Raw genomic sequence first — 19,555 nt, 5'->3', positions numbered from 1 at the left:
GGCAACCGGGAGGAAGATGAAGATGCGGCGGTGGATGGCACCGGCTGTGCCGGTGTTCGCGGGCCCAGCCCGCTCCCACAACTCACATCCGTGGTTGCCACAGCGCTCTTGTAGGAGCGGGTTTACCCGCGAAAAAGATACCGCGCTGCCTGGCACGGGCTACGCCCGTGTTCGCGGGCAAGCCCGCTCCCACAAGGATTGGGCTGGTCTTTAGATTTTGAAAAAGACAGTTGCTCCAGCCAGATCTTGCCTGTCAGCGCTGCGCGTCGAGCTCGGCCATCAGCACTTCGACCAACTGCGCTGCCGGCATGGCGCGCGCCCGATAGGCGCCGGTACCGGCCCATTGTGCGGCGAAGTCGCTGCAGCCCTGGGCAGTCGCCACGCTATTGAGCGCCTTGTTGGCATCGTAGGCGCGGGGATAATCCGGCACGCCCGCAGCGCTCGCCACCTCGAACGCGCGGTTGACCATGCCCCGCGCAGGCCGCCCGGAAATTGCGCTGGTGATCTGCGTCTGCCGCGCCCGTGGCCCGGTCAGCGCCTCACGATAGGCCGCGTTGGTCGCCGATTCCGGGCATAGCAAGAACGCTGTACCCAACTGCGCTGCACAGGCGCCCTGCGCGAACGCCTTGGCGATGTCTGCGCCGTCCATGATCCCGCCGGCCGCGATGATCGGCAGTTGCACGTGATCGGCCAGCACGCGTACCAGCGCCAGGGTGCTCAATTCATCATCATGTTCCTGGTCGAAGATTCCGCGGTGGCCGCCCGCTTCGTAACCCTGGGCGATCAGTGCATCGACCCCGGCTCGCTGTACCTGCAGCGCCTCCTCCACATTGGTCACGCAGGCCAGCAGCACGATACCGGCCGCCTTGAGCGCCTCGATGAACGACTGCGGCGGCAGGCCGAAATGAAAACTCACCACTGCCGGTTTTTCTTCCAGCAGCATCTGCAGCATCTCGGGGTCTTCGACGAACGAGCGATAGATTTCCCGCAGGCCCGTCGGCGGCTTGGCCTGAAACTCGGCAAAGCGCGCTTCGAGCGCTTGCAGCCAGGCATCCTCGCGCACGTCATCTCGCAGTGCAGGGCGGTGGCAGAACAGATTCACGTTGAACGATGCTCGGGTCAGCGCGAAGGTTTCGCGTATGGACTGGCGAGCCTGCTCGACCGAGCACGCGCCGATCGCGATCGACCCCAAACCACCCGCATTCGATACCGCCGCCGCCAGCGCTGGCGTAGAAACGCCCGCCATGGGCGCCTGGATGATGGGGAAACGCACGTTCAGCAAAGCCTGGATGTCAGTGGTCATTGAGGATGCTCATCATGGATTGCTCATCGCAGCGCAGGCGACGGCGGGTGGCTCATGGCGGGCGCGCGTGCCCGTTGGCGGGGAGCGAGCCCAGGGTTGACCTTAAGCGCAGCCATGGATTTTCACAAATGATGATAAATGATGAGTTCCATCACTGATCGTGAAGCAGCAGACGGGACCGGTTGCCTCCAAGCCACTGGATAACCGTGCATGAAATGATGCATAAACATGCCATCAATCATAATCAGTGATAGGTAGACCTCATGGAAATGCGCCAGTTGAAGATTTTCTGCGCCGTGGCCGACCTGGGCAGTTTTACCGCGGCCGCAGCCAGGATCAACACCGTGCAATCCAACGTGACCATGCGCATCAAGGAGCTCGAGGCGGAGCTCAACCGCGAGCTTTTCATCCGCAGAAAATCCGGCGTCGTGCTCACGGCCGCGGGCGAGACGTTTCTCGGTTATGCCCGGCGCATACTGCAACTGACCGAAGAAAGCCGCAGCGCCCTGCTCGATAACGGTATCCCCAACGGCCCGCTGCGCCTGGGCTCGATGGAGACCACCGCCGCCATTCGCCTGCCGAAGATCCTCACCCGCTACCGCGAGCAGCATCCCGATGTGCAACTGTCGTTGCTTACCGGCACCACTGCCGAACTGATCAAGGCCATCGAGTCCCACCGGATCGATGGCGCTTTCGTCGGAGGGTTTCACCAGAATCCGATGCTTGCCCAGCAAGAGGTGTTCAGCGAGGAACTGGTGCTGGTCAGCAGCGACCAGTTCGATTCGCTCGACAGCTTGATGGCGCGAATGCCCTCGCAGACAGTGCTGGTGTTTCGCAGCGGCTGCTTCTACCGCTCTACCTTGGAGAACTGGTTCTACCGGGTTGGCCTGGTGCCCAACCAGATCATGGAGATGGGCACCCTGGATGGCATCCTTACCTGCGTGTCGGCCGGAATGGGCGTGACCCTGTTGCCCAGGTCGGTGACGCAGAACTGCAGCGTGCGCCATGCGATTCGCTGCCATGAACTGCCAGCGGAATTCTCCCGCGTGTCCACGGTATTCATCCGTCGCCAGGATTCGCTGCCGACTTCGGCTATGAGCGCCTTCATGGAGATGGCGCAGCAGCGCAGGGAAGTTGCGGATCTGCACTGAGCCTTGCGCGAAAAAAAGCCCGGCCATTTGCCATGACCGGGCACATACACCCAAAGGAGCAACAGGTGTCAGGGTTGGGAATTCGTGGATGCCTCGCGCCTCAAGCCACTGCGGCCAGCTTCGCCTTGGCCTGGTTCAGACCTTTCTCGTGGAAGTCGCCACTCATATTCAGGCCCTCGGCGTGAATGAAGTTCACCTCGTGGATACCGATGAAGGCCATCACCTGGCGCAGGTAGGGTTCCTGATGATCGCTGGTAGCGCCGGTATGGATGCCGCCACGGGCGGTCAGGACGATCGCACGCTTGCCGTTGAGCAGCCCCTGCGGCCCGGTCGGGGTGTACTTGAAGGTGATGCCGGCACGCAGCACGTGGTCGAGCCAGGCCTTGAGGGTGCTGGGGATGGCGAAGTTGTACATGGGCGCAGCCATCACCAGTACGTCGGCGGCCAGCAACTCATCGGTCAGCTCGTTGGAACGGGCCAGCGCTTCGATTTCAGCCGCGCTGCGCTGCTCTTCGGGCTTCATCCAGCCACCGAGCAGGTTGGCGTCCAGGTGCGGCACCGGGTTGACCGCCAGGTCGCGGACCTTGATCTCGTCGGCAGGATGCGCCGCTTGCCACTGCTGGATGAAGTCGCGGGTCAGTTGACGGGAAACGGAATCCTGCTGGCGGGCGCTGCTTTCGATGATCAGTACGCGGGACATGGGGTGCCTCCATCGGCAAAAAGGGTTGCGATTCGATGGAGGTGAGATTAAGGCTTGACCTATCGATAAAAAAGCGTAAAAAGTGGGTTCAATATATCGATTAATCTGTTTTATTCAGGTTTGCAGTTCAGGTCGATGCGCAGCTTGATGATCTGCCGGTTGAACTTGGCAGTGACGTCGACGCTCTTGCCGGCCGGCACATTGACCCGACGCACCCTGGGCGCTTCCGGGCCGTTGCGCATCGTGACCTTGCAGGCAGCCGGCACCTGCCCATAGTTGTTCAGGCTGATGCTGCCGATGTCGTAGGCGGTGTCGTACGCGGTGTAGTCGAGCTTGACCCCTTCGATCTCCTTTTGCACATCGATCGGATAGGCCATGGCGCTCAGGGGCAGGGACGTCAGCAGTACCGCAAACCATTTCTTCATTTCGCGCTCTCCTTGTAGTGAGCGCAGCTTAGGACAACAGGAGCCGAAGATGAAAGCGCCGCGCGTGACCCTGGATCAATGGCGGACCCTGCAGGCGGTCGTCGATCACGGCGGCTTCGCCCAGGCCGCCGAAGCCCTGCACCGCTCGCAATCCTCGGTGAGCTACACCGTGGCACGCATGCAGGAGCAACTGGGTGTGCCGCTGCTGCGTATAGACGGGCGCAAGGCAGTACTGACCGAGGCCGGCAGCGTGCTGCTGCGTCGCTCGCGGCAACTGGTCAAGCAGGCCAGCCAGCTCGAAGACCTGGCCCACCATATGGAACAGGGCTGGGAGGCCGAAGTGCGCCTGGTGGTCGACGCCGCCTACCCCAGCGCCCGCCTGGTGCGTGCGCTCAGCGCCTTCATGCCGCAAAGCCGCGGCTGCCGGGTGCGCCTGCGTGAAGAAGTGCTGTCCGGGGTCGAGGAAGTACTGCACGAAGGCATCGCCGACCTTGCCATCAGCAGCTTCAACATTCCCGGCTACCTGGGCGCCGAGCTGAGCGCGGTGGAGTTCGTCGCCGTCGCCCACCCCGAGCACAGCCTGCACCGCCTGGGCCGAGAGATCACGTTCCAGGACCTGGAAAGCCAGTTGCAGGTGGTGATCCGCGACTCTGGCCGCAGCCAGCCACGCGACGTCGGTTGGCTAGGCGCCGAACAACGCTGGACCGTCGGCAGCCTGGGCACCGCGGCGACCTTCGTCGGCAGTGGCCTGGGCTTTGCCTGGCTGCCCCGGCACATGATCGAACGCGAGCTGCGCGAGGGCCTGCTAAAGCCTCTGCCGCTCGATCAGGGTGGCAGTCGCCACCCGCTGTTCTACCTTTACTCGAGCAAGGAAAAGACCTTGGGTCCGGCCACGCAGATCCTCATCGAGCTGCTGCGCAATTTCGACACCGCGCCACTGGACGTGCCCTTCGCAGCCCCCCCGCAAGCCTGAGAGGACCGCGCCCATGGCCTGTTTCAAACGTGACGGATGCCTGCTGCACTATGAGGAACATGGCCAGGGCGAGCCCTTGGTACTGCTGCACGGCCTCGGTTCGAGCAGCCAGGACTGGGAACTGCAGGTCCCCGAGCTGAGCCGTCACTATCGGGTGATCCTGATGGACATCCGCGGCCACGGCCAGTCGGCCAAGCCTCGCCACGGCTACCAGATCAAGACCTTCAGCGAAGACTTGCTGGCCTTGCTCGACCATCTGGACACCGGCCCGGTGCACTTCGTGGGCTTGTCCATGGGCGGCATGGTCGGCTTTCAGTTTGCCGTCGACCATCCGCAGTGGCTGCGCAGCCTGTGCATCGTCAACAGCGCCCCCGAGGTCAAGCGCCACAATCTCGAACACTGGATCTGGTGGGCCAAGCGCTGGAGCCTGGCACGCCTGCTCAGCGTCGAGACGGTCGGCCAGGGCCTGGCCGCGCGCCTGTTTCCCAAGCCCGAGCAAGGCGAACTGCGCCGCAAGATGGCCGAGCGCTGGGCGCGCAATGACAAGCGCGCTTATCTCAAAAGTTTCGACGCCATCGTCGACTGGGGCGTGCAGGAACGCATCGGGCAGATCCAGTGTCCGACCCTGGTGATTGCCGCCGACCACGACTACACCCCGATACAGCAGAAAGAACGCTACGTTGCCCTGATGCCCCACGCGACACTGGCGGTCATCGAGGATTCGCGGCACGCTACGCCCCTGGACCAACCCGAGGTCTTCAACCAGACCCTGCTGCGCTTTCTCGCAGCCGCATCCACCTCTCAAGGATCATTGAGCCCATGCTGAAGAAACTCCTGCTCACCGCCTGCTCGTTCGCCTTCGCCGCCAGTGTCATGGCCTCCGACAAGACCCCTCACGTGCTGCTGGACACCAGCTTCGGCCAGGTGGAGATCGAACTGAACGCCGAAAAAGCGCCGATCAGCACGAAGAACTTCCTGGCGTACGTCGACAGCGGCTTCTACAACAACACCATCTTCCACCGCGTGATCCCGGGCTTCATGGTCCAGGGCGGCGGCTTCACCGATCAGATGGTGCAGAAGAGCACCAAGGACCCGATTCGCAACGAAGCCAGCAACGGCCTGCAGAATACCCGTGGCACGCTGTCGATGGCGCGCACCTCGGATCCGAACTCGGCCACCAGCCAGTTCTTCATCAACGTGGCCGACAACGATTTCCTCAACCCTGGTCGTGACCGTGGCTACGCGGTGTTCGGCAAGGTGACCAAGGGCATGGAGGTGGTCGACCAGATCGTCAACTCCCCCACCACCGTCAAGAAAGGCATGCGCGATGTACCGGCCGATCCGGTCTACATCAAGTCGGCCAAACGTATCGACTGATCGCGGGTCTCACAGGATGTGAAGCCGCCCGCGAGCGGGATCAACAGGAGTTTCCATGCTGTACCGTCGCTTCGAGCAACTGATCGACATTTTCCGTGAGGCGCCCAGCGAGGCGCCGCCGAGCACGGTCTGGCCGTTCTACCTGTACTACCTGCGCCAGGTCTGGCCGAGCTTTCTCGCCTTGCTGGTGGTCGGCCTGGTCGCCTCGCTGATCGAGGTGGCGTTGTTCAGCTACCTGAGCCGGATCATCGACCTGGCCCAGGGCACGCCCAACATCAACTTCTTCAGCGAGCACAGCACCGAGCTGATCTGGATGCTGGTGGTCGTGCTGGTGCTGCGGCCGGTGTTCTTCGGCCTGCACGACCTGCTGGTGCACCAGACCATCAACCCGGGGATGACCAGCCTGATCCGCTGGCAGAACCACACCTATGTGCTCAAGCAGAGCCTGAACTTCTTCCAGAGCGACTTCGCCGGGCGCATCGCCCAGCGCATCATGCAGACCGGCAACTCGCTGCGCGACTCGGCGGTGCAGGCGGTGGATGCGCTGTGGCACGTGCTGATCTACGCGATCAGCTCGTTGGTGCTGTTCGCCGAGGCCGACTGGCGCCTGATGATTCCGCTGCTGGTATGGATCGTCGGCTATATCGCCGCACTCTACTACTTCGTGCCACGGGTCAAGGAGCGCTCAGTGGTGTCGTCTGACGCACGCTCCAAACTGATGGGGCGGATCGTCGATGGCTACACCAACATCGCCACCCTCAAGCTGTTCGCCCACACCGACTACGAACAGCAGTACGCCCGCGAAGCGATCAGCGAGCAGACCGAGAAGACGCAACTGGCTTCACGGGTCATCACCAGCATGGATGTGGTCATCACCACCCTCAACGGCCTGCTGGTGGTCGCCACCACTGGCCTGGCACTGTGGTTGTGGAGCCAGTCGCTGATCAGCGTCGGCGCCATAGCCCTGGCCACGGGCCTGGTGATCCGTATCGTCAACATGTCCGGTTGGATCATGTGGGTGGTCAACGGCATCTTCGAGAACATCGGCATGGTCCAGGATGGCCTGCAGACCATTGCCCAGCCGGTTTCGGTCACCGACACGCCCAATGCCCCAGCATTGAAAGTAAGCCGTGGTGGTGTGCGCTTCGACGACGTGGACTTCCACTACGGCAAGGGTGGCAAGGTCATCGATGGGCTGAACCTGGATATTCGCCCGGGCGAGAAGATCGGCCTGATCGGCCCGTCCGGCGCGGGCAAGTCCACGCTCGTCAACCTGCTGCTGCGCCTGTACGACGTGCAGGGCGGACGCATCCTCATCGATGGCCAGGATATCGCCCAGGTCAACCAGGCCAGCCTGCGTGCGCAGATCGGCATGATCACCCAGGACACCTCGCTGCTGCACCGCTCGATCCGCGACAACCTGCTGTATGGCCGGCCGGACGCAAGCGACGAGGAAGTCTGGGAGGCGGTGCGCCGCGCCCGGGCTGACGAGTTCATCCCGCAGTTGTCCGACGCCCAGGGCCGCACCGGCTTCGACGCCCATGTGGGCGAGCGTGGGGTCAAGCTCTCCGGCGGCCAGCGCCAGCGCATCGCCATTGCCCGCGTGCTGCTGAAGAATGCGCCGATCCTGATCATGGATGAGGCAACCTCGGCGCTGGACTCGGAAGTCGAGGCGGCGATCCAGGAGAGCCTGGAAACCCTGATGCAGGGCAAGACTGTGATCGCCATCGCACACCGCCTGTCGACCATCGCCCGGATGGATCGGCTGGTGGTGCTGGAGAAGGGGCGTATCGTCGAGAGCGGCAGCCATGCCGAGCTGCTGGCTCAGCAGGGGTTGTACGCCCGGTTGTGGCATCACCAGACGGGCGGGTTCGTCGGAGTCGATTGATATCGCCTCAAGGGCCTTTTCGCGGGTAAACCCGCTCCCACAACCTGTGGGAGCGGGTTTACCCGCGAAGCATCCAACACAACCCGCTCACTCCTGCCGATAAGGCAACATCTCCCGTGCCTGCTCGGCATAGGCCCTCACTCCGTCTCGCTCCTGGGCCAGGAACTCATCCACCGCCCGCCGCAGCCCCGGATGGCGCAAGTAGTGCCACGAGCGCGTCAGCACCGGCTCGAATCCGCGAATCAGCTTGTGCTCCCCCTGGGCCCCGGCGTCGAACCGCTGCAACCCTTCGGCAATCGCATAATCCATGCCCTGGTAGAAGCAGGTCTCGAAATGCAGGCGGTCGAATTCGTCCAGGCAGCCCCAGTAGCGACCATAGAAACTGTCGCCTCCGACCAGGCTCAAGGCCATGGCCACGTCGCGGCCGCTCTGCCGTGCGACCACCACCCGCAGTGCCTCGGGCATGCGCTCGGCCAGCAGGCTGAAGAACTCGCGGGTCAGGTAGGGCGCACGTCGCCGCACCGCATAGGTGTTGGCATAGCAGCGGTAGACGAAATCCCAACGCGCCTGGTCAAGCTCATCGCCACGCAGCCACTGGAAGTCGATGCCCTGCCCGGCCACCTGTTCGCGCTCCTTGCGCATCTGCTTGCGCTTGCGCGAACTGAGGGTGTCGAGAAAGTCCTGAAAGTCGCGATAACCACGGTTGCGCCAATGGAACTGGCAGCCCAGGCGCTCCATCCAGCCCGGCTGGGCGAGCATCTGCTCGTCCAGGCTGCTGTCGGTGAAGTTGATGTGCGCACCGGACAGCTCACCCTTGACCAGGTACTCCGGCAACGCCTGCAACAACAGCAGGGCGTCAGCGGGGTCCGCGCTCAGCAGTCGTGGCCCGCTGACCGGGCTGAACGGCACTGCCCCGAGCAGCTTGGGGTAATAGGCGATACCCGCACGCTCACAGGCATCGGCCCAGCCATGGTCGAACACGTACTCACCGAACGAATGCCACTTACGGTAGGCCGGCAGTAACGCCCGCACCTCGCCGTCACGCTCCAGCACCAGGTGCTCGGCGGCCCAGCCGGTCTGGCGGCTGACGCTACCGCTGTCTTCCAGCGCACTGAGAAAAGCATGGCTGAGGAACGGCTGGCCGGCAGGCACCAGCGCGTCCCAGGACAGTGCCGGCAGATCACGCAGGTGGGCAAGGCTGTAGAGGCTGGTCACGACGTCGGCTCCTGAACACAGGTCGCCAGTATCGCCAAAGGTGCCGGATCGCTCAAATGACGATGACTGTTCTTATAACCATGTGAGTAATTACTTAACAGTAGTGCCACTAAATAGACATTATTCTGTAATCCCCCCTCGCAATACTTGCGCCTGTTTTTCGGATGCCGAGAACCTGTCTAGTCAGGCCTTTTCCGGAGACATGCCAACTTGGGGGTGGGCGCACAAAAGCCTCCCCACACTTTTCCAATAGGGAGAACCTTATGCGTCTTGTTTCTACACTTACCGGAGTTAGCCTCACCGGCATGATGCTGGCCCTGAGCGCCCCGGCCAGTGCTGCAGTCGACGCCAAGCTGCTCGAAATGCTCCGCGCCAACGGCTCGATCAACCAGGCGCAGTACAGCGAACTGCAGGCCGATCTGGCAAAAGAAACCAAGGAAAAGGCCGACCAGAAGGCACAGTCCGAGCGCCTGAGCTCCTTCGAACAGAAAGTGGCATGGGCCGCCAAGACCCAGATCAAGGGTGACGTGCGCCTGCGTTACGAAGACGTCAACGTCGACAACCCACGCAGCGGCAGCGGCAACCAGGACCGCGAGCGCGTCCGTGCCCGCGTCGGCTTCTACAGCGAAATCAACCCGCAGGTCGACGCTGGCGTGCGTATCGCCACCGGCAGCAGCGCCGATGGCCGTTCGACCAACCAGAGCCTGGACAACTACTTCGAAAAGAAATCGCTGTGGGTCGACCTGGCCTACCTCGACTGGCACCCGACCGCCATCCCGAACCTGCACCTGATCGGCGGCAAGATGCAACAGCCTTGGGTGAGCATGGGCGACATCATCTGGGATAGCGACCTGAACCCTGAAGGTGTGGCTGTCACCTACAAGACCAACCTGGGCGGCGCCGAGCTGTTCGGTAGCGCCGGTCAGTACACCCTCAAGGACAACGTCGACGGCGACGGCGTGCAGTTCAAGCACGACGCCCAGCTGTACCACGGCCAGTTGGGGGCTCGCTTCGCACCGGCTGATACCCTCAAGGTCACCGTTGGCGGCAGCATCTACGGCTACGACAACGACAAGGAATCTGCCGCTCTGCGTCAGTTCGGCAACACCACCACCGAGTTCAACCTGGTGGAAGGCTTCGGTCAGATCGACTTCACCGGCTTCGCCATCCCGCTGGCAGCCTACGGTCAGTACGTGAAGAACACCGACAGCACCGACGGCGAAGACAAGGCCTGGCTGGCGGGTGTGAAGACCAAGCTCGGCGCCTGGAGCCTGGACTACAACTACCGCGACGTGCAGCGCAACGCTGTGGTCAGCGCCTTCACCGACTCCGACTTCGGCAACGGCTTCACCGGTAACCGTGGTCACAAGTTCAAGGTCGGTTACGAAATCGACAAGAACTTCGCTGTCGGCGCGGCTTACCTGATGGCCAAGACCGACCGTTCGCAGCTGCCGAACACCGACGCGGACGTCGACACCCTGCAGGTCGACCTGGAAGCCAAGTTCTAAACGAACGCTCCCCTGCGTAGCTCAGCGGGAAGTGCCGACCCCATCCGGCGCTTCCCGCTTTTTTTCGGCTGCTGAAAATACCACGGCCTTTTCGCGGGAAAGCTCGCGAAAAGGCCGCCGCCGTTATCAGCGCTTGCGCAGAATCACACTACCAATCGAATACCCCGCCCCGAACGAGCTCAGCACCGCCACCGACCCTTGCTCCAGGTCATCCTGGTACAGGTGGAAGGCAATCACCGAGCCGGCCGAACTGGTGTTGGCATAACGGTCGAGAATCACCGGTGCCTCCTGCTCGCTCACCTCACGCCCCAGCAGCTTCTTGACGATCAGGTGGTTCATGCTCAGGTTGGCCTGGTGCAGCCAGAAGCGCTTGACGTCGGAAGGCTGCAGGTCGTTCTCGGCCAGGTGCTTGCCGATCAGCTCGGCGACCATCGGGCAGACTTCCTTGAACACCTTGCGTCCTTCCTGCACGAACAGCTTGTCGCGGGTGCCTTCACCCTCCTCCGCCGCACGGTTGAGGAAGCCGAAGTTGTTGCGGATATTGTTGGAGAACGAGGTCAGCAGCTTGGTGCTGACGATGTCGAACTGATGCTTCGATGTGGCCTGGTCGGCGCGCTCGAGCAATACGGCAGTGGCGGCATCACCAAAGATGAAGTGGCTGTCGCGGTCACGGAAGTTCAGGTGGCCGGTGCAGATCTCCGGGTTGACCATCAGGATCGCCCGGGCCTGGCCGAGCTGAATGCTGTTGGCGGCGTTCTGGATACCGAAGGTGGCCGAGGAGCAGGCCACGTTCATGTCGAAGCCGAAGCCCTGGATACCCAAGGCCTGCTGCACTTCGATGGCGATCGCAGGATAGGCGCGCTGCAGGTTGGAACAGGCGACGATCACCCCATCGAGGTCGGCAGCGGTACGACCGGCGCGCTCCAGCGCCTGGCGGGCTGCAGCCACGGCCATTTCGCAAAGAATGGAGTACTCGTCATTGGAGCGCTCCGGCAGGCGTGGCTTCATGCGCTGCGGGTCGAGGATGCCAGCCTTGTCCATGACGAAGCGGCTCTTGATGCCCGACGCCTTTTCGATGAACGCCGCGTCGGACAGCGGCGCCGGCTCGACCTCGCCACGCTCGATGGCGGCGGCGTTGTCTGCGTTGAACTGTTGCGACCAGGTGTTGAAGGATTCCACCAGTTCTTCGTTGGAGATGCTCTGGGCCGGGGTATACAGGCCGGTGCCGCTGATCACGACGTTGTGCACGGTCGTTCCTCTGGTCTGTGGCCTGCGCCTGGCGGGCGTTGGCCGGGATGGGCTGTGATTAATGGCACTTTAGTGCCAACTTGAGATCGTCAGCGAGGGCTGCGCCCTCGATCGCGGGGCAAGCCCGCTCCCACAAAGTGAGAGCGGGGTTGTCCCGCGATGGGCCGCAACGCGGCCCAAATTGCACCAATATTGCCACAACTCAAGGAATTTAGGCTTCCACCAAACTCCACTGCTTGCTCAATCGCTTATCGGAAACCGCCACTTTCGTCCCCAACTGCTGCGCGAACAGCGACACCCGGTATTCCTCCAGCAACCAGCGATACAGGGTCAGTTCGGCGTCACGCTTGCCCTCCTGGGCATGCTTGTCGGCGCGGGTCTTGTACTGCGTCCACAGGTTGCCCAGCTCGCCGCTCCAGACCCGGTCCTTCTGTACCTGCGAGCCCAGCTTCTCCAGGCGCAGCTCGATGGCCTTCAGATAGCGCGGCAGTTCCTTGAACCACTGCGACGGCGTCTCGCGCACGAAGCCTGGGTACACCAGGTTGCCCAGTTGCTGCTTGATATCGTTCAGTGCCACGGCCTGGCTCAGGTCGATCTTGCCCTTGAAGCGCTTCTGCAGGCCATGCCACAGCTTGAGCACTTCCAGGGTCTGGCGTGCCAGCCGCTCGGCATGCTCGGCCCAGTCGCCACGCTTGCGTTCAGCGAGCGAGGCCAGCGCGGCGCCGTCGCGCGGCAGTGGCGTCTCGCCTTCGAGCACACAGCTGTCGAGGCTGGCCAGCAGGATATCCTCGACCAGCGATTCGACCCGGCCCAGCTCGCGGTACAGCAGCCCCAGCTCGGTCAGCCCCGGCAGCTTGCCGCGCAGGAACTTGGCAGGCTCGGCCAGCTGTTGCAGCAACAGGCGCTGCAGCGCGCGCCGGTGCTGGAATTCGGCTTCGGCCTGGGTCGAGAAACGCCCCTCGCGCACCGCGCCGTTGTCTTCCACCAGTGCCGGATACACCGTCAGCGAAAGGCCGGCGATCTTCTGCTGGGCAGTCTGCGCCACCTGGGCGAAGGCCTTGGCCTGCACCGGCTGTTCGGTTTTCTCGCTACGTGGCAACGCCAGCGCGGCCTGGCTGGCAGCGGCGAAGCGCGCGGTCAGCTCGGCCAGGTCGCGGCCTTCGCCGAGGAACTTGCCCTGGCCGTCGACCACTTCTATGTTCATGCGCAGGTGTCCTTCGACCTGCCCCGCCGATTCGGCCCACGCCTCGTCCGAGACCCGCGCGCCGGTCATGCGCAGCAGTTCCTGGCCCAGGGCCTGCGGCAAGGCGCCCTGGCCGAAGGTCATGCGCGACAACGCCGCCTTGACGAAGTCCGGCACCGGCACGAAGTTCTTGCGCAAGGCCTTGGGCAGATTGCGCACCAGGGCCACGCACTTGGCTTCCAGCAGCCCCGGCACCAGCCACTCCAGGCGTTCGCCCGGCAGGTTCGGCAACAAGGGCGCTGGCACCCGGACGGTGACACCGTCGCGCGGGTGATTGGGTTCGAAGTGATAGCTCAGCGGCAGGCGCAGGTCGCCCACCTGCAGGTGGTCCGGGTACTGCGCGGCGGTGACTTCGCTGGCCTCACGGGCGAGCACGTCCTCTTCGCGCATGATCAGCAGGTTGGCGTCCTTCTGGCTGTTCATCCGATACCAGCTGTCGAAGGTCGCGGTCTGGTGAATCTCTTCCGGCAGGCGCGCCTCGTAGAAGGCGTACAGCGTCTCTTCGTCGGCCAGGATGTCACGACGGCGGGCCTTGGCTTCCAGCTCATCGAGCTGCTCGAGCAGGCGCTTGTTGGCCGACAGGCACTTGGCCCTGGACTGGATCTCGCCACCGACCAGCCCCTCGCGGATGAACAGCTCGCGCGAGGTCACCGGATCGATCGGACCGAAGTGCACCGGGCGTCGACCGACCAGGATCAACCCATACAGCGTGATCTGTTCATAGGCGACCACCTGCCCGCGCTTCTTCTCCCAGTGCGGCTCGAAATGGTTCTTCTTGATCAGGTGCCCGGCCAGCGGCTCGATCCAGTCCGGCTCGATCTTGGCGACCATGCGCGCATACAGCTTGGTGGTTTCCACCAGCTCGGCCGCCATCACCCACTGCGGGCGCTTACGGCCGATGCCGGACGAAGGGTGCACCCAGAAGCGTCGCTGGCGCGCGCCCTGGTAATCACCCTCTTCGGTCTTGTGGCCGATCTGGCTGAGCAGACCGCTGAGGATCGCCTTGTGCATGCGCTGGTAATCGGAGGCATCCTTGTTCACCGCCAGCTGCAGGTCACGGCAGATCAGCGACAGCTGGCGATGCGCATCACGCCACTCGCGCAGGCGCAGGTAGCTGAGGAAGTTCTTGCGGCACCAGTTGCGCAGCGGGTTGGCGGTCAGCGCCTGGCGCTGCTCCTCGAAGCCGCGCCACAGGTTGACCAGCGCGGCGAAGTCCGAATCGACATCTTTCCACTGCGCGTGCGCCTGGTCAGCGGCCTGCTGGCGCTCCGGCGGACGCTCGCGCGGGTCTTGTACCGACAGCGCACTGGCGACGATCAGCACTTCCTGCAGGCTGCCCTGGCGTGCACCTTCGAGCAGCATGCGGCCCAACCGCGGGTCGATCGGCAGGCGCGCCAACTGGCGGCCCAGCGGCGTGAGCTGGTTCTCGCGGTTGACCGCCGAGAGCTCCTGCAACAGGTTGAAGCCGTCGCTGATGGCCTTGCCATCCGGCGGCTCGATGAACGGAAACGCGTCGATCTCGCCCAGGCGCAGGTGCAGCATCTGCAGGATCACCGCCGCCAGGTTGGTGCGCAGGATCTCGGGGTCGGTGAACGCTGGGCGGCCGTTGAAATCATCTTCGCTGTAGAGACGGATGCAGATACCCGGCTCGACCCGCCCGCAACGGCCTTTACGCTGGTTGGCGCTGGCCTGCGACACCGCCTCGATGGGCAGGCGCTGGACCTTGGCGCGGTAGCTGTAGCGGCTGATGCGCGCGGTACCGCTGTCGATCACGTAGCGGATGCCCGGCACGGTCAGCGAGGTTTCGGCAACGTTGGTCGCCAGCACCACGCGTCGGCCACTGTGGGACTGGAAGATTTTCTGCTGCTCGGCCGGAGTCAGGCGCGCGTACAGCGGCAGGATCTCGGTGTGGCGCAGCTGCGCCTTGCGCAGGATCTCGGCGGCATCGCGAATCTCGCGTTCGCCGGGCAGGAACACCAGCACATCGCCCGGGCCCTTGCCCTGGCTGCGCTCGTGGTGGGCGATTTCATCCAGCGTGGCGAGGATCGCCTGGTCGACCGTGAGGTCGTCCTCGACCTGGTTGCCCTCCTCGTCCTGCTCGCTGGTCAGCGGGCGGTACCAGGTGTCCACCGGGTAGGTACGGCCGGACACCTCGATGATCGGCGCGCCATCGAAGTGCTTGGAGAAACGCTCCAGGTCGATGGTCGCCGAGGTGATGATCAGCTTGAGGTCGGGGCGCCGGTGCAGCAGGGTCTTGAGGTAGCCGAGCAGGAAATCGATGTTCAGACTGCGCTCGTGGGCTTCGTCGACGATGATCGTGTCGTAGCGTTCGAGGAAGCGGTCGTGCTGGGTTTCGGCCAGCAGGATACCGTCGGTCATCAGCTTGACCAGGGTGTTGGAGTCGCTCTGGTCCTCGAAGCGCACCTGGTAACCGACCAGCGCCCCAAGGGGTGTGCCGAGCTCTTCGGCAACCCGCGTCGCCACGCTGCGCGCGGCGATCCGGCGCGGCTGGGTATGGGCGATCAGGCCATGACTGCCGCGGCCCAGCTCCAGGCAGATCTTCGGCAACTGGGTGGTCTTGCCGGAACCGGTTTCGCCAGCGATCACCAGCACCTGGTGCTCGGCCAGGGCTTTCTTGATCTCGTCGCGCTTGGCGGCGATGGGCAGGCTGTCGTCGTAGCGGATGCTCGGCACGCTCTGCTGGCGCGCGGTGACCTGGGCGCAGGACGCCTGGACCTTCTCCACCCACTGCGCCAGCTTGCCCTCGTCGGGGCGCTTGCGCAGCTCGTGCAGTTGCCGCCGCAGGCGATGGCGGTCGGCGATCATGGCGTGGTCGAGGTTTTGCAGCAGTTTGTCGATGGCGTGGTCAGTCATGGGGCTTTCTGATGATGCAGGTGAGCCTGCTTTTGCATGATCGGCATTCTTGAGGATGCGCGATTGTCGCAGATTTGGCGGTTCTCTGCTGCCTGTACCGGCCTCTTCGCAGGCGAGCCCGCTCCCACAAGGACTGAGCTGGTTATCAGATTTTGAACAAGACAGTTACCCCCTACGCGAGCGTGCACCCCGGCAATTTCCGATCAGCCCCGATCCCGTTCGAAATACCGCGAACGCTTGAACAGCAGTCGTGTGCCAGCCATCGTGAAAAAGACGGTCCAGATCAAACCGTCGAGCAACAGGTTTTCGTGCTTACCCAGTTTCGTGCAACTCGTAATCGCTGCTGCCATGAAAACCAGATACATGAACACTCGGAGCCTGCTAGACCGGAACAGCCAGTCGACGCCTACCGCGAGAATGCAGATGAAGCCAACTGCAAAGACGTCAGCCATCACTACCCCGGATTAAATGATCAGCATCAGGCTTCTGGACTGTGGCCCCCTATCCATTACGGTCTGAACACCTCGTAGGACTACTCCGAAACCCAATCACCAAGCGGCGCAAATGTTTAGCCAGCTCTGGAGTGAACGTCGCCATTCACTGCTTTAATCAACCTTACCCACCATGTGAGTATCCAGGGCATGATTCCCGACCCGATCACCGCGCCCCCGATGTCACGCCCTTCGCTGCCGAAGGTCAGGGCCCGCGCCGGTGAAAATCCGCTGGTCCACGTCATCCTCGCCTTCTGGGCCCTGTGGCACTGCCGCCATGCTCGCCCGCCGGATACCTCGCTCGCTGTCCATTGACGCCTACCGCAGCCCCGCGGCTGCCTGAATCCGTCCGACGCGCCGCGCCAACCCGCGGTGGTCTTGTGCGCCCCTGAACGACAGGGGCGCGAGCGAGCCCCATGCACTTTGCCAACCCCGAGCAAGCCCGCCGTTTCCTGGCCGAAAACCCCGACATCGACCTGATCGAACTGTTCATCCTCGACGCCAACGGCGTGCCGCGCGGCAAGCTGCTGCACCGTGACGAGCTGATGGCGGTGTATGAAAGCGGCCGGCCGCTGCCCAGCACCATCCTTGGCCTGACCCTCAATGGCGACGATGTGGAAAACTCGGGCCTGGTCTGGGATGTCGGTGACATCGACTGCCGCGCCTACCCCCTGGACGGCAGCCTGGTACGCCTGCCTTGGCGCCGGGTGCCGACCGCCGCGGTGCAGGTCAGCATGCACCCCAGCGAAGGCCTGCCCGCCAGCATTGCCGACCCGCGCCATGTCCTGCTGCGCACCATCGAGGCCCTGAAGGCCGACGGTTATCACCCGGTGATGGCCTGCGAGCTGGAGTTCTACCTGCTCGACCAGCAGCGCGATGCCCAGGGCCGCCCGCAACCGGCGCTCGACAGCGACGGCGGCCGACCACGCAGCACACAGGTTTATGGCCTGCGTGAGCTGGAACAGATCGAGCCCTTCCTCGCCGACCTGTATGCCGCCTGCAAGGCCCAGGGTATTCCGGCACGCACGGCGATTTCCGAGTATGCCCCCGGCCAGGTGGAAATCACCCTGGAACACGGCGATGCGCTGGCAGCGATGGACCAGGCCGTGCGCTACAAGCGCCTCGTCAAGGGCGTGGCCCATGCCCACGGCATGCAGGCCTGCTTCATGGCCAAGCCCTTCGCCCAGATCGCCGGCACCGGCATGCACATGCACCTGAGCCTGGCTGACAGCGAAGGCCGCAACCTGTTCGCCAGCGAAGACCCGGCCGGTACGCCGCTGCTGCGCCAGGCCGTGGCGGGCATGCTGCGCCACCTGCGCGATTCGCTGCTGCTGTTCTGCCCCAACGCCAACTCGTTCCGCCGCTTCCAGGCCAACAGTTATGCGCCGCTGGCGCCGACCTGGGGTGTCGACAACCGCACCGTGAGCCTGCGCGTCCCCGGCGGCCCGGCCCCCAGCCGACACATCGAGCACCGTATCTGCGGCGCCGATGCCAACCCTTATCTGGCTGCCGCGGCCATTCTCGCCGCCACGCACCAAGGCATTCGCGAACAACTGGACCCTGGCGCTCCGGTCGAGGGCAACGGCTATGCCCAGGCCACCGAGCACCTGCCCACCGACTGGCTCACCGCCCTCGATGCACTGGAGCACTCGGTTTGGGCTCGCGAAGCGCTGAGCGATGCGTTCCTCGGGGTATACCTGAAGGTCAAACGCGCCGAATACCGCCAGTTCATGGCCGAAGTCAGCGAACAGGACTGGCGCTGGTACCTGCACCAGGCCTGAGCCCTACCCTATTCAGAACAAGGAACATCCCATGAACGCAGCACTGAACAACGGCCCGGCCCAGCGCGCACCGTCCTACTACAGCGCCACCCTCAACGACCGGACCGAGTACCCGACGCTCAACGGCACCGAGCAGGTTGATGTGGCGATCATCGGTGGCGGCTTCACCGGCGTCGCCACCGCCGTGGAGCTGGCAGAGCGCGGCCTGAAGGTCGCCATCGTCGAGACCAACCGCATCGGCTGGGGCGCCAGCGGGCGCAATGGTGGCCAGGTGACTGGCAGCCTGTCCGGCGACGAGGCCATGCGCACCCAGATGCGTGACCGGCTCGGCAGCGAGGTAGACGATTTCATCTGGCACCTGCGCTGGCGCGGGCACCAGATCATCGAGCAGCGCGTGGCGCGCTACGGCATCCAGTGCGACCTCAAGCGCGGCCACCTGCATGCCGCAATGAAGCCGTCGCACCTGGAGGAACTGCGCGCCTTCGAAGCCGAGGCCCAGCGCCGTGGCATGGGCGACCAGGTGCAACTGCTCGACCGCCAGGGCATCTCGCGCCACCTGCAGAGCCCGCTGTATCTCGGGGCACTGAAGAACACGCGCAACCTGCACCTGCATCCGCTCAATCTGTGCCTGGGCGAGGCGCGGGCTGCGCACAGCCTCGGCGCGCTGGTCTTCGAAAATTCGGAAGTGCTGGATATCGTCCACGGCCCGAGCCCGGCAGTGGTCACCGCCAATGGCCGGATCGAGGCGCGCCAGATCCTGTTGGCGGGCGATGTGTACCACAAGCTCGAGCAGCGCCAGCTCAAGGGCAAGATCTTCCCGGCCATGGGCGGGATCGTCACCACCGCGCCGCTGGGCGAGCTGGCCGAGCAGATCAACCCCGAGGACCTGGCGGTGTACGACTGTCGCTTCGTGCTCGACTACTACCGCCTGACCGCAGACAAGCGCCTGCTGTTCGGAGGTGGCGCCAACTATTCGGGGCGTGATTCGCGGGACATCGAAGCCGAGCTGCGCCCTTGCATCGAGCGCACCTTTCCGGCGCTCAAGGGCGTGCCGATCGAATTCAAGTGGAGCTGCGCCATGGGCATCGTGGTCAACCGCATCCCACAGCTGGGCAAGCTGTCGGACAACGTCTGGTACTGCCAGGGTTACTCCGGGCATGGCATCGCGACCAGCCACATCATGGGCGAGATCATGGCCGAGGCATTGACCGGGACGCTGGAGAAGTTCGACACGTTCGCCGCATGCAAGCACATCAAGGTGCCGATGGGGGATTTGCTGGGCAATCCGCTGCTATCGGTGGGGATGTGGTACTACCAGATGCTGGAAAAGTTGCGCTGAAACCAACACCGGCCCGCTCTTGCAGGAGCGGGCCGGTGT

15 protein-coding genes are annotated in these 19,555 nt (G+C 63.8%); 8 read left to right on the top strand and 7 right to left on the bottom strand.

The window, feature by feature from the left end; genetic code table 11:
* Window positions 1-253: 253 nt before the first annotated feature.
* Complete coding sequence (locus ACTYOL_RS07690; protein WP_444757740.1) at window positions 254-1,303, bottom strand: NAD(P)H-dependent flavin oxidoreductase; 1,050 nt, start codon at window positions 1,301-1,303, stop codon at window positions 254-256.
* Between the two features lie 263 nt (window positions 1,304-1,566).
* Between ACTYOL_RS07690 and ACTYOL_RS07685 the strand changes: the two genes are divergently transcribed.
* Complete coding sequence (locus ACTYOL_RS07685; RefSeq protein ID WP_444757739.1) at window positions 1,567-2,454, top strand: LysR substrate-binding domain-containing protein; 888 nt, start codon at window positions 1,567-1,569, stop codon at window positions 2,452-2,454.
* Window positions 2,455-2,554: 100 nt separating this feature from the next.
* Here ACTYOL_RS07685 and ACTYOL_RS07680 read toward each other — a convergent pair whose 3' ends face one another.
* Together ACTYOL_RS07680 and ACTYOL_RS07675 are read right to left on the bottom strand one after the other, a co-directional pair.
* On the bottom strand, window positions 2,555-3,154 hold the full coding sequence (locus ACTYOL_RS07680) for an FMN-dependent NADH-azoreductase (protein ID WP_153772355.1): 600 nt from the start codon (window positions 3,152-3,154) through the stop codon (window positions 2,555-2,557).
* 110 nt (window positions 3,155-3,264) lie between these two features.
* Entirely contained in the window at window positions 3,265-3,579 is a 315-nt protein-coding gene (locus ACTYOL_RS07675; protein WP_200603389.1) for a 3-phosphoglycerate kinase, read from the bottom strand.
* A 49-nt stretch (window positions 3,580-3,628) separates the two neighbouring features.
* Between ACTYOL_RS07675 and ACTYOL_RS07670 the strand changes: the two genes are divergently transcribed.
* From ACTYOL_RS07670 to ACTYOL_RS07655, 4 genes are read left to right on the top strand one after another with little or no spacing between them, the layout of a single operon-like run.
* Window positions 3,629-4,552 (top strand): LysR family transcriptional regulator, encoded by a 924-nt coding sequence (locus ACTYOL_RS07670; RefSeq protein WP_054893297.1) that lies wholly within the window; start codon window positions 3,629-3,631, stop codon window positions 4,550-4,552.
* A 13-nt stretch (window positions 4,553-4,565) separates the two neighbouring features.
* Complete coding sequence (locus ACTYOL_RS07665) at window positions 4,566-5,378, top strand: alpha/beta fold hydrolase (protein ID WP_153772353.1); 813 nt, start codon at window positions 4,566-4,568, stop codon at window positions 5,376-5,378.
* Window positions 5,372-5,929, top strand: a complete 558-nt coding sequence (locus ACTYOL_RS07660; protein WP_153772352.1) for a peptidylprolyl isomerase — start codon at window positions 5,372-5,374, stop codon at window positions 5,927-5,929. Before ACTYOL_RS07665 ends, ACTYOL_RS07660 begins: the two co-directional genes overlap by 7 nt.
* A 55-nt stretch (window positions 5,930-5,984) precedes the next feature.
* Entirely contained in the window at window positions 5,985-7,817 is a 1,833-nt protein-coding gene (locus ACTYOL_RS07655) for an ABC transporter ATP-binding protein (protein WP_153772351.1), read from the top strand.
* An 87-nt stretch (window positions 7,818-7,904) separates the two neighbouring features.
* On the opposite strand, the gene ACTYOL_RS07650 is transcribed toward ACTYOL_RS07655, so the two are convergent.
* Window positions 7,905-9,032: a GNAT family N-acetyltransferase gene (locus ACTYOL_RS07650; RefSeq protein ID WP_197889902.1), complete on the bottom strand. Its 1,128-nt coding sequence runs from the start codon at window positions 9,030-9,032 to the stop codon at window positions 7,905-7,907.
* A 263-nt stretch (window positions 9,033-9,295) separates the two neighbouring features.
* Between ACTYOL_RS07650 and ACTYOL_RS07645 the strand changes: the two genes are divergently transcribed.
* Entirely contained in the window at window positions 9,296-10,540 is a 1,245-nt protein-coding gene (locus ACTYOL_RS07645) for a putative porin (protein WP_054893302.1), read from the top strand.
* A 126-nt stretch (window positions 10,541-10,666) separates the two neighbouring features.
* On the opposite strand, the gene ACTYOL_RS07640 is transcribed toward ACTYOL_RS07645, so the two are convergent.
* The 3 genes from ACTYOL_RS07640 to ACTYOL_RS07630 all read right to left on the bottom strand — a co-directional run bounded on the left by ACTYOL_RS07640 (window position 10,667) and on the right by ACTYOL_RS07630 (window position 16,357).
* Complete coding sequence (locus tag ACTYOL_RS07640) at window positions 10,667-11,788, bottom strand: beta-ketoacyl-ACP synthase III (RefSeq protein ID WP_444757738.1); 1,122 nt, start codon at window positions 11,786-11,788, stop codon at window positions 10,667-10,669.
* Window positions 11,789-11,999: 211 nt separating this feature from the next.
* Complete coding sequence (gene hrpA / locus ACTYOL_RS07635) at window positions 12,000-15,905, bottom strand: ATP-dependent RNA helicase HrpA (protein ID WP_444757737.1); 3,906 nt, start codon at window positions 15,903-15,905, stop codon at window positions 12,000-12,002.
* A gap of 203 nt (window positions 15,906-16,108) precedes the next feature.
* Window positions 16,109-16,357 carry a hypothetical protein gene (locus ACTYOL_RS07630; RefSeq protein WP_200603396.1) on the bottom strand — a complete coding sequence of 83 codons (249 nt, stop codon included), beginning with the start codon at window positions 16,355-16,357 and terminating at the stop codon, window positions 16,109-16,111.
* Window positions 16,358-16,812: 455 nt separating this feature from the next.
* Here ACTYOL_RS07630 and ACTYOL_RS07625 point away from each other — a divergent pair, with 455 nt between their 5' ends.
* Complete coding sequence (locus ACTYOL_RS07625; protein ID WP_444757736.1) at window positions 16,813-18,177, top strand: glutamine synthetase family protein; 1,365 nt, start codon at window positions 16,813-16,815, stop codon at window positions 18,175-18,177.
* 31 nt (window positions 18,178-18,208) lie between these two features.
* Window positions 18,209-19,516, top strand: coding sequence for an NAD(P)/FAD-dependent oxidoreductase (locus ACTYOL_RS07620; RefSeq protein WP_125930476.1), 1,308 nt, complete (start codon window positions 18,209-18,211; stop codon window positions 19,514-19,516).
* Window positions 19,517-19,555: the final 39 nt, after the last annotated feature.

This window comes from Pseudomonas sp. A014, from assembly GCF_052378495.1.
GTDB lineage: Bacteria > Pseudomonadota > Gammaproteobacteria > Pseudomonadales > Pseudomonadaceae > Aquipseudomonas > Aquipseudomonas machongensis.
The sequence above is the reverse complement of the archived record's forward strand: the minus strand, read 5'-3'. Positions and strand labels throughout refer to the sequence as shown.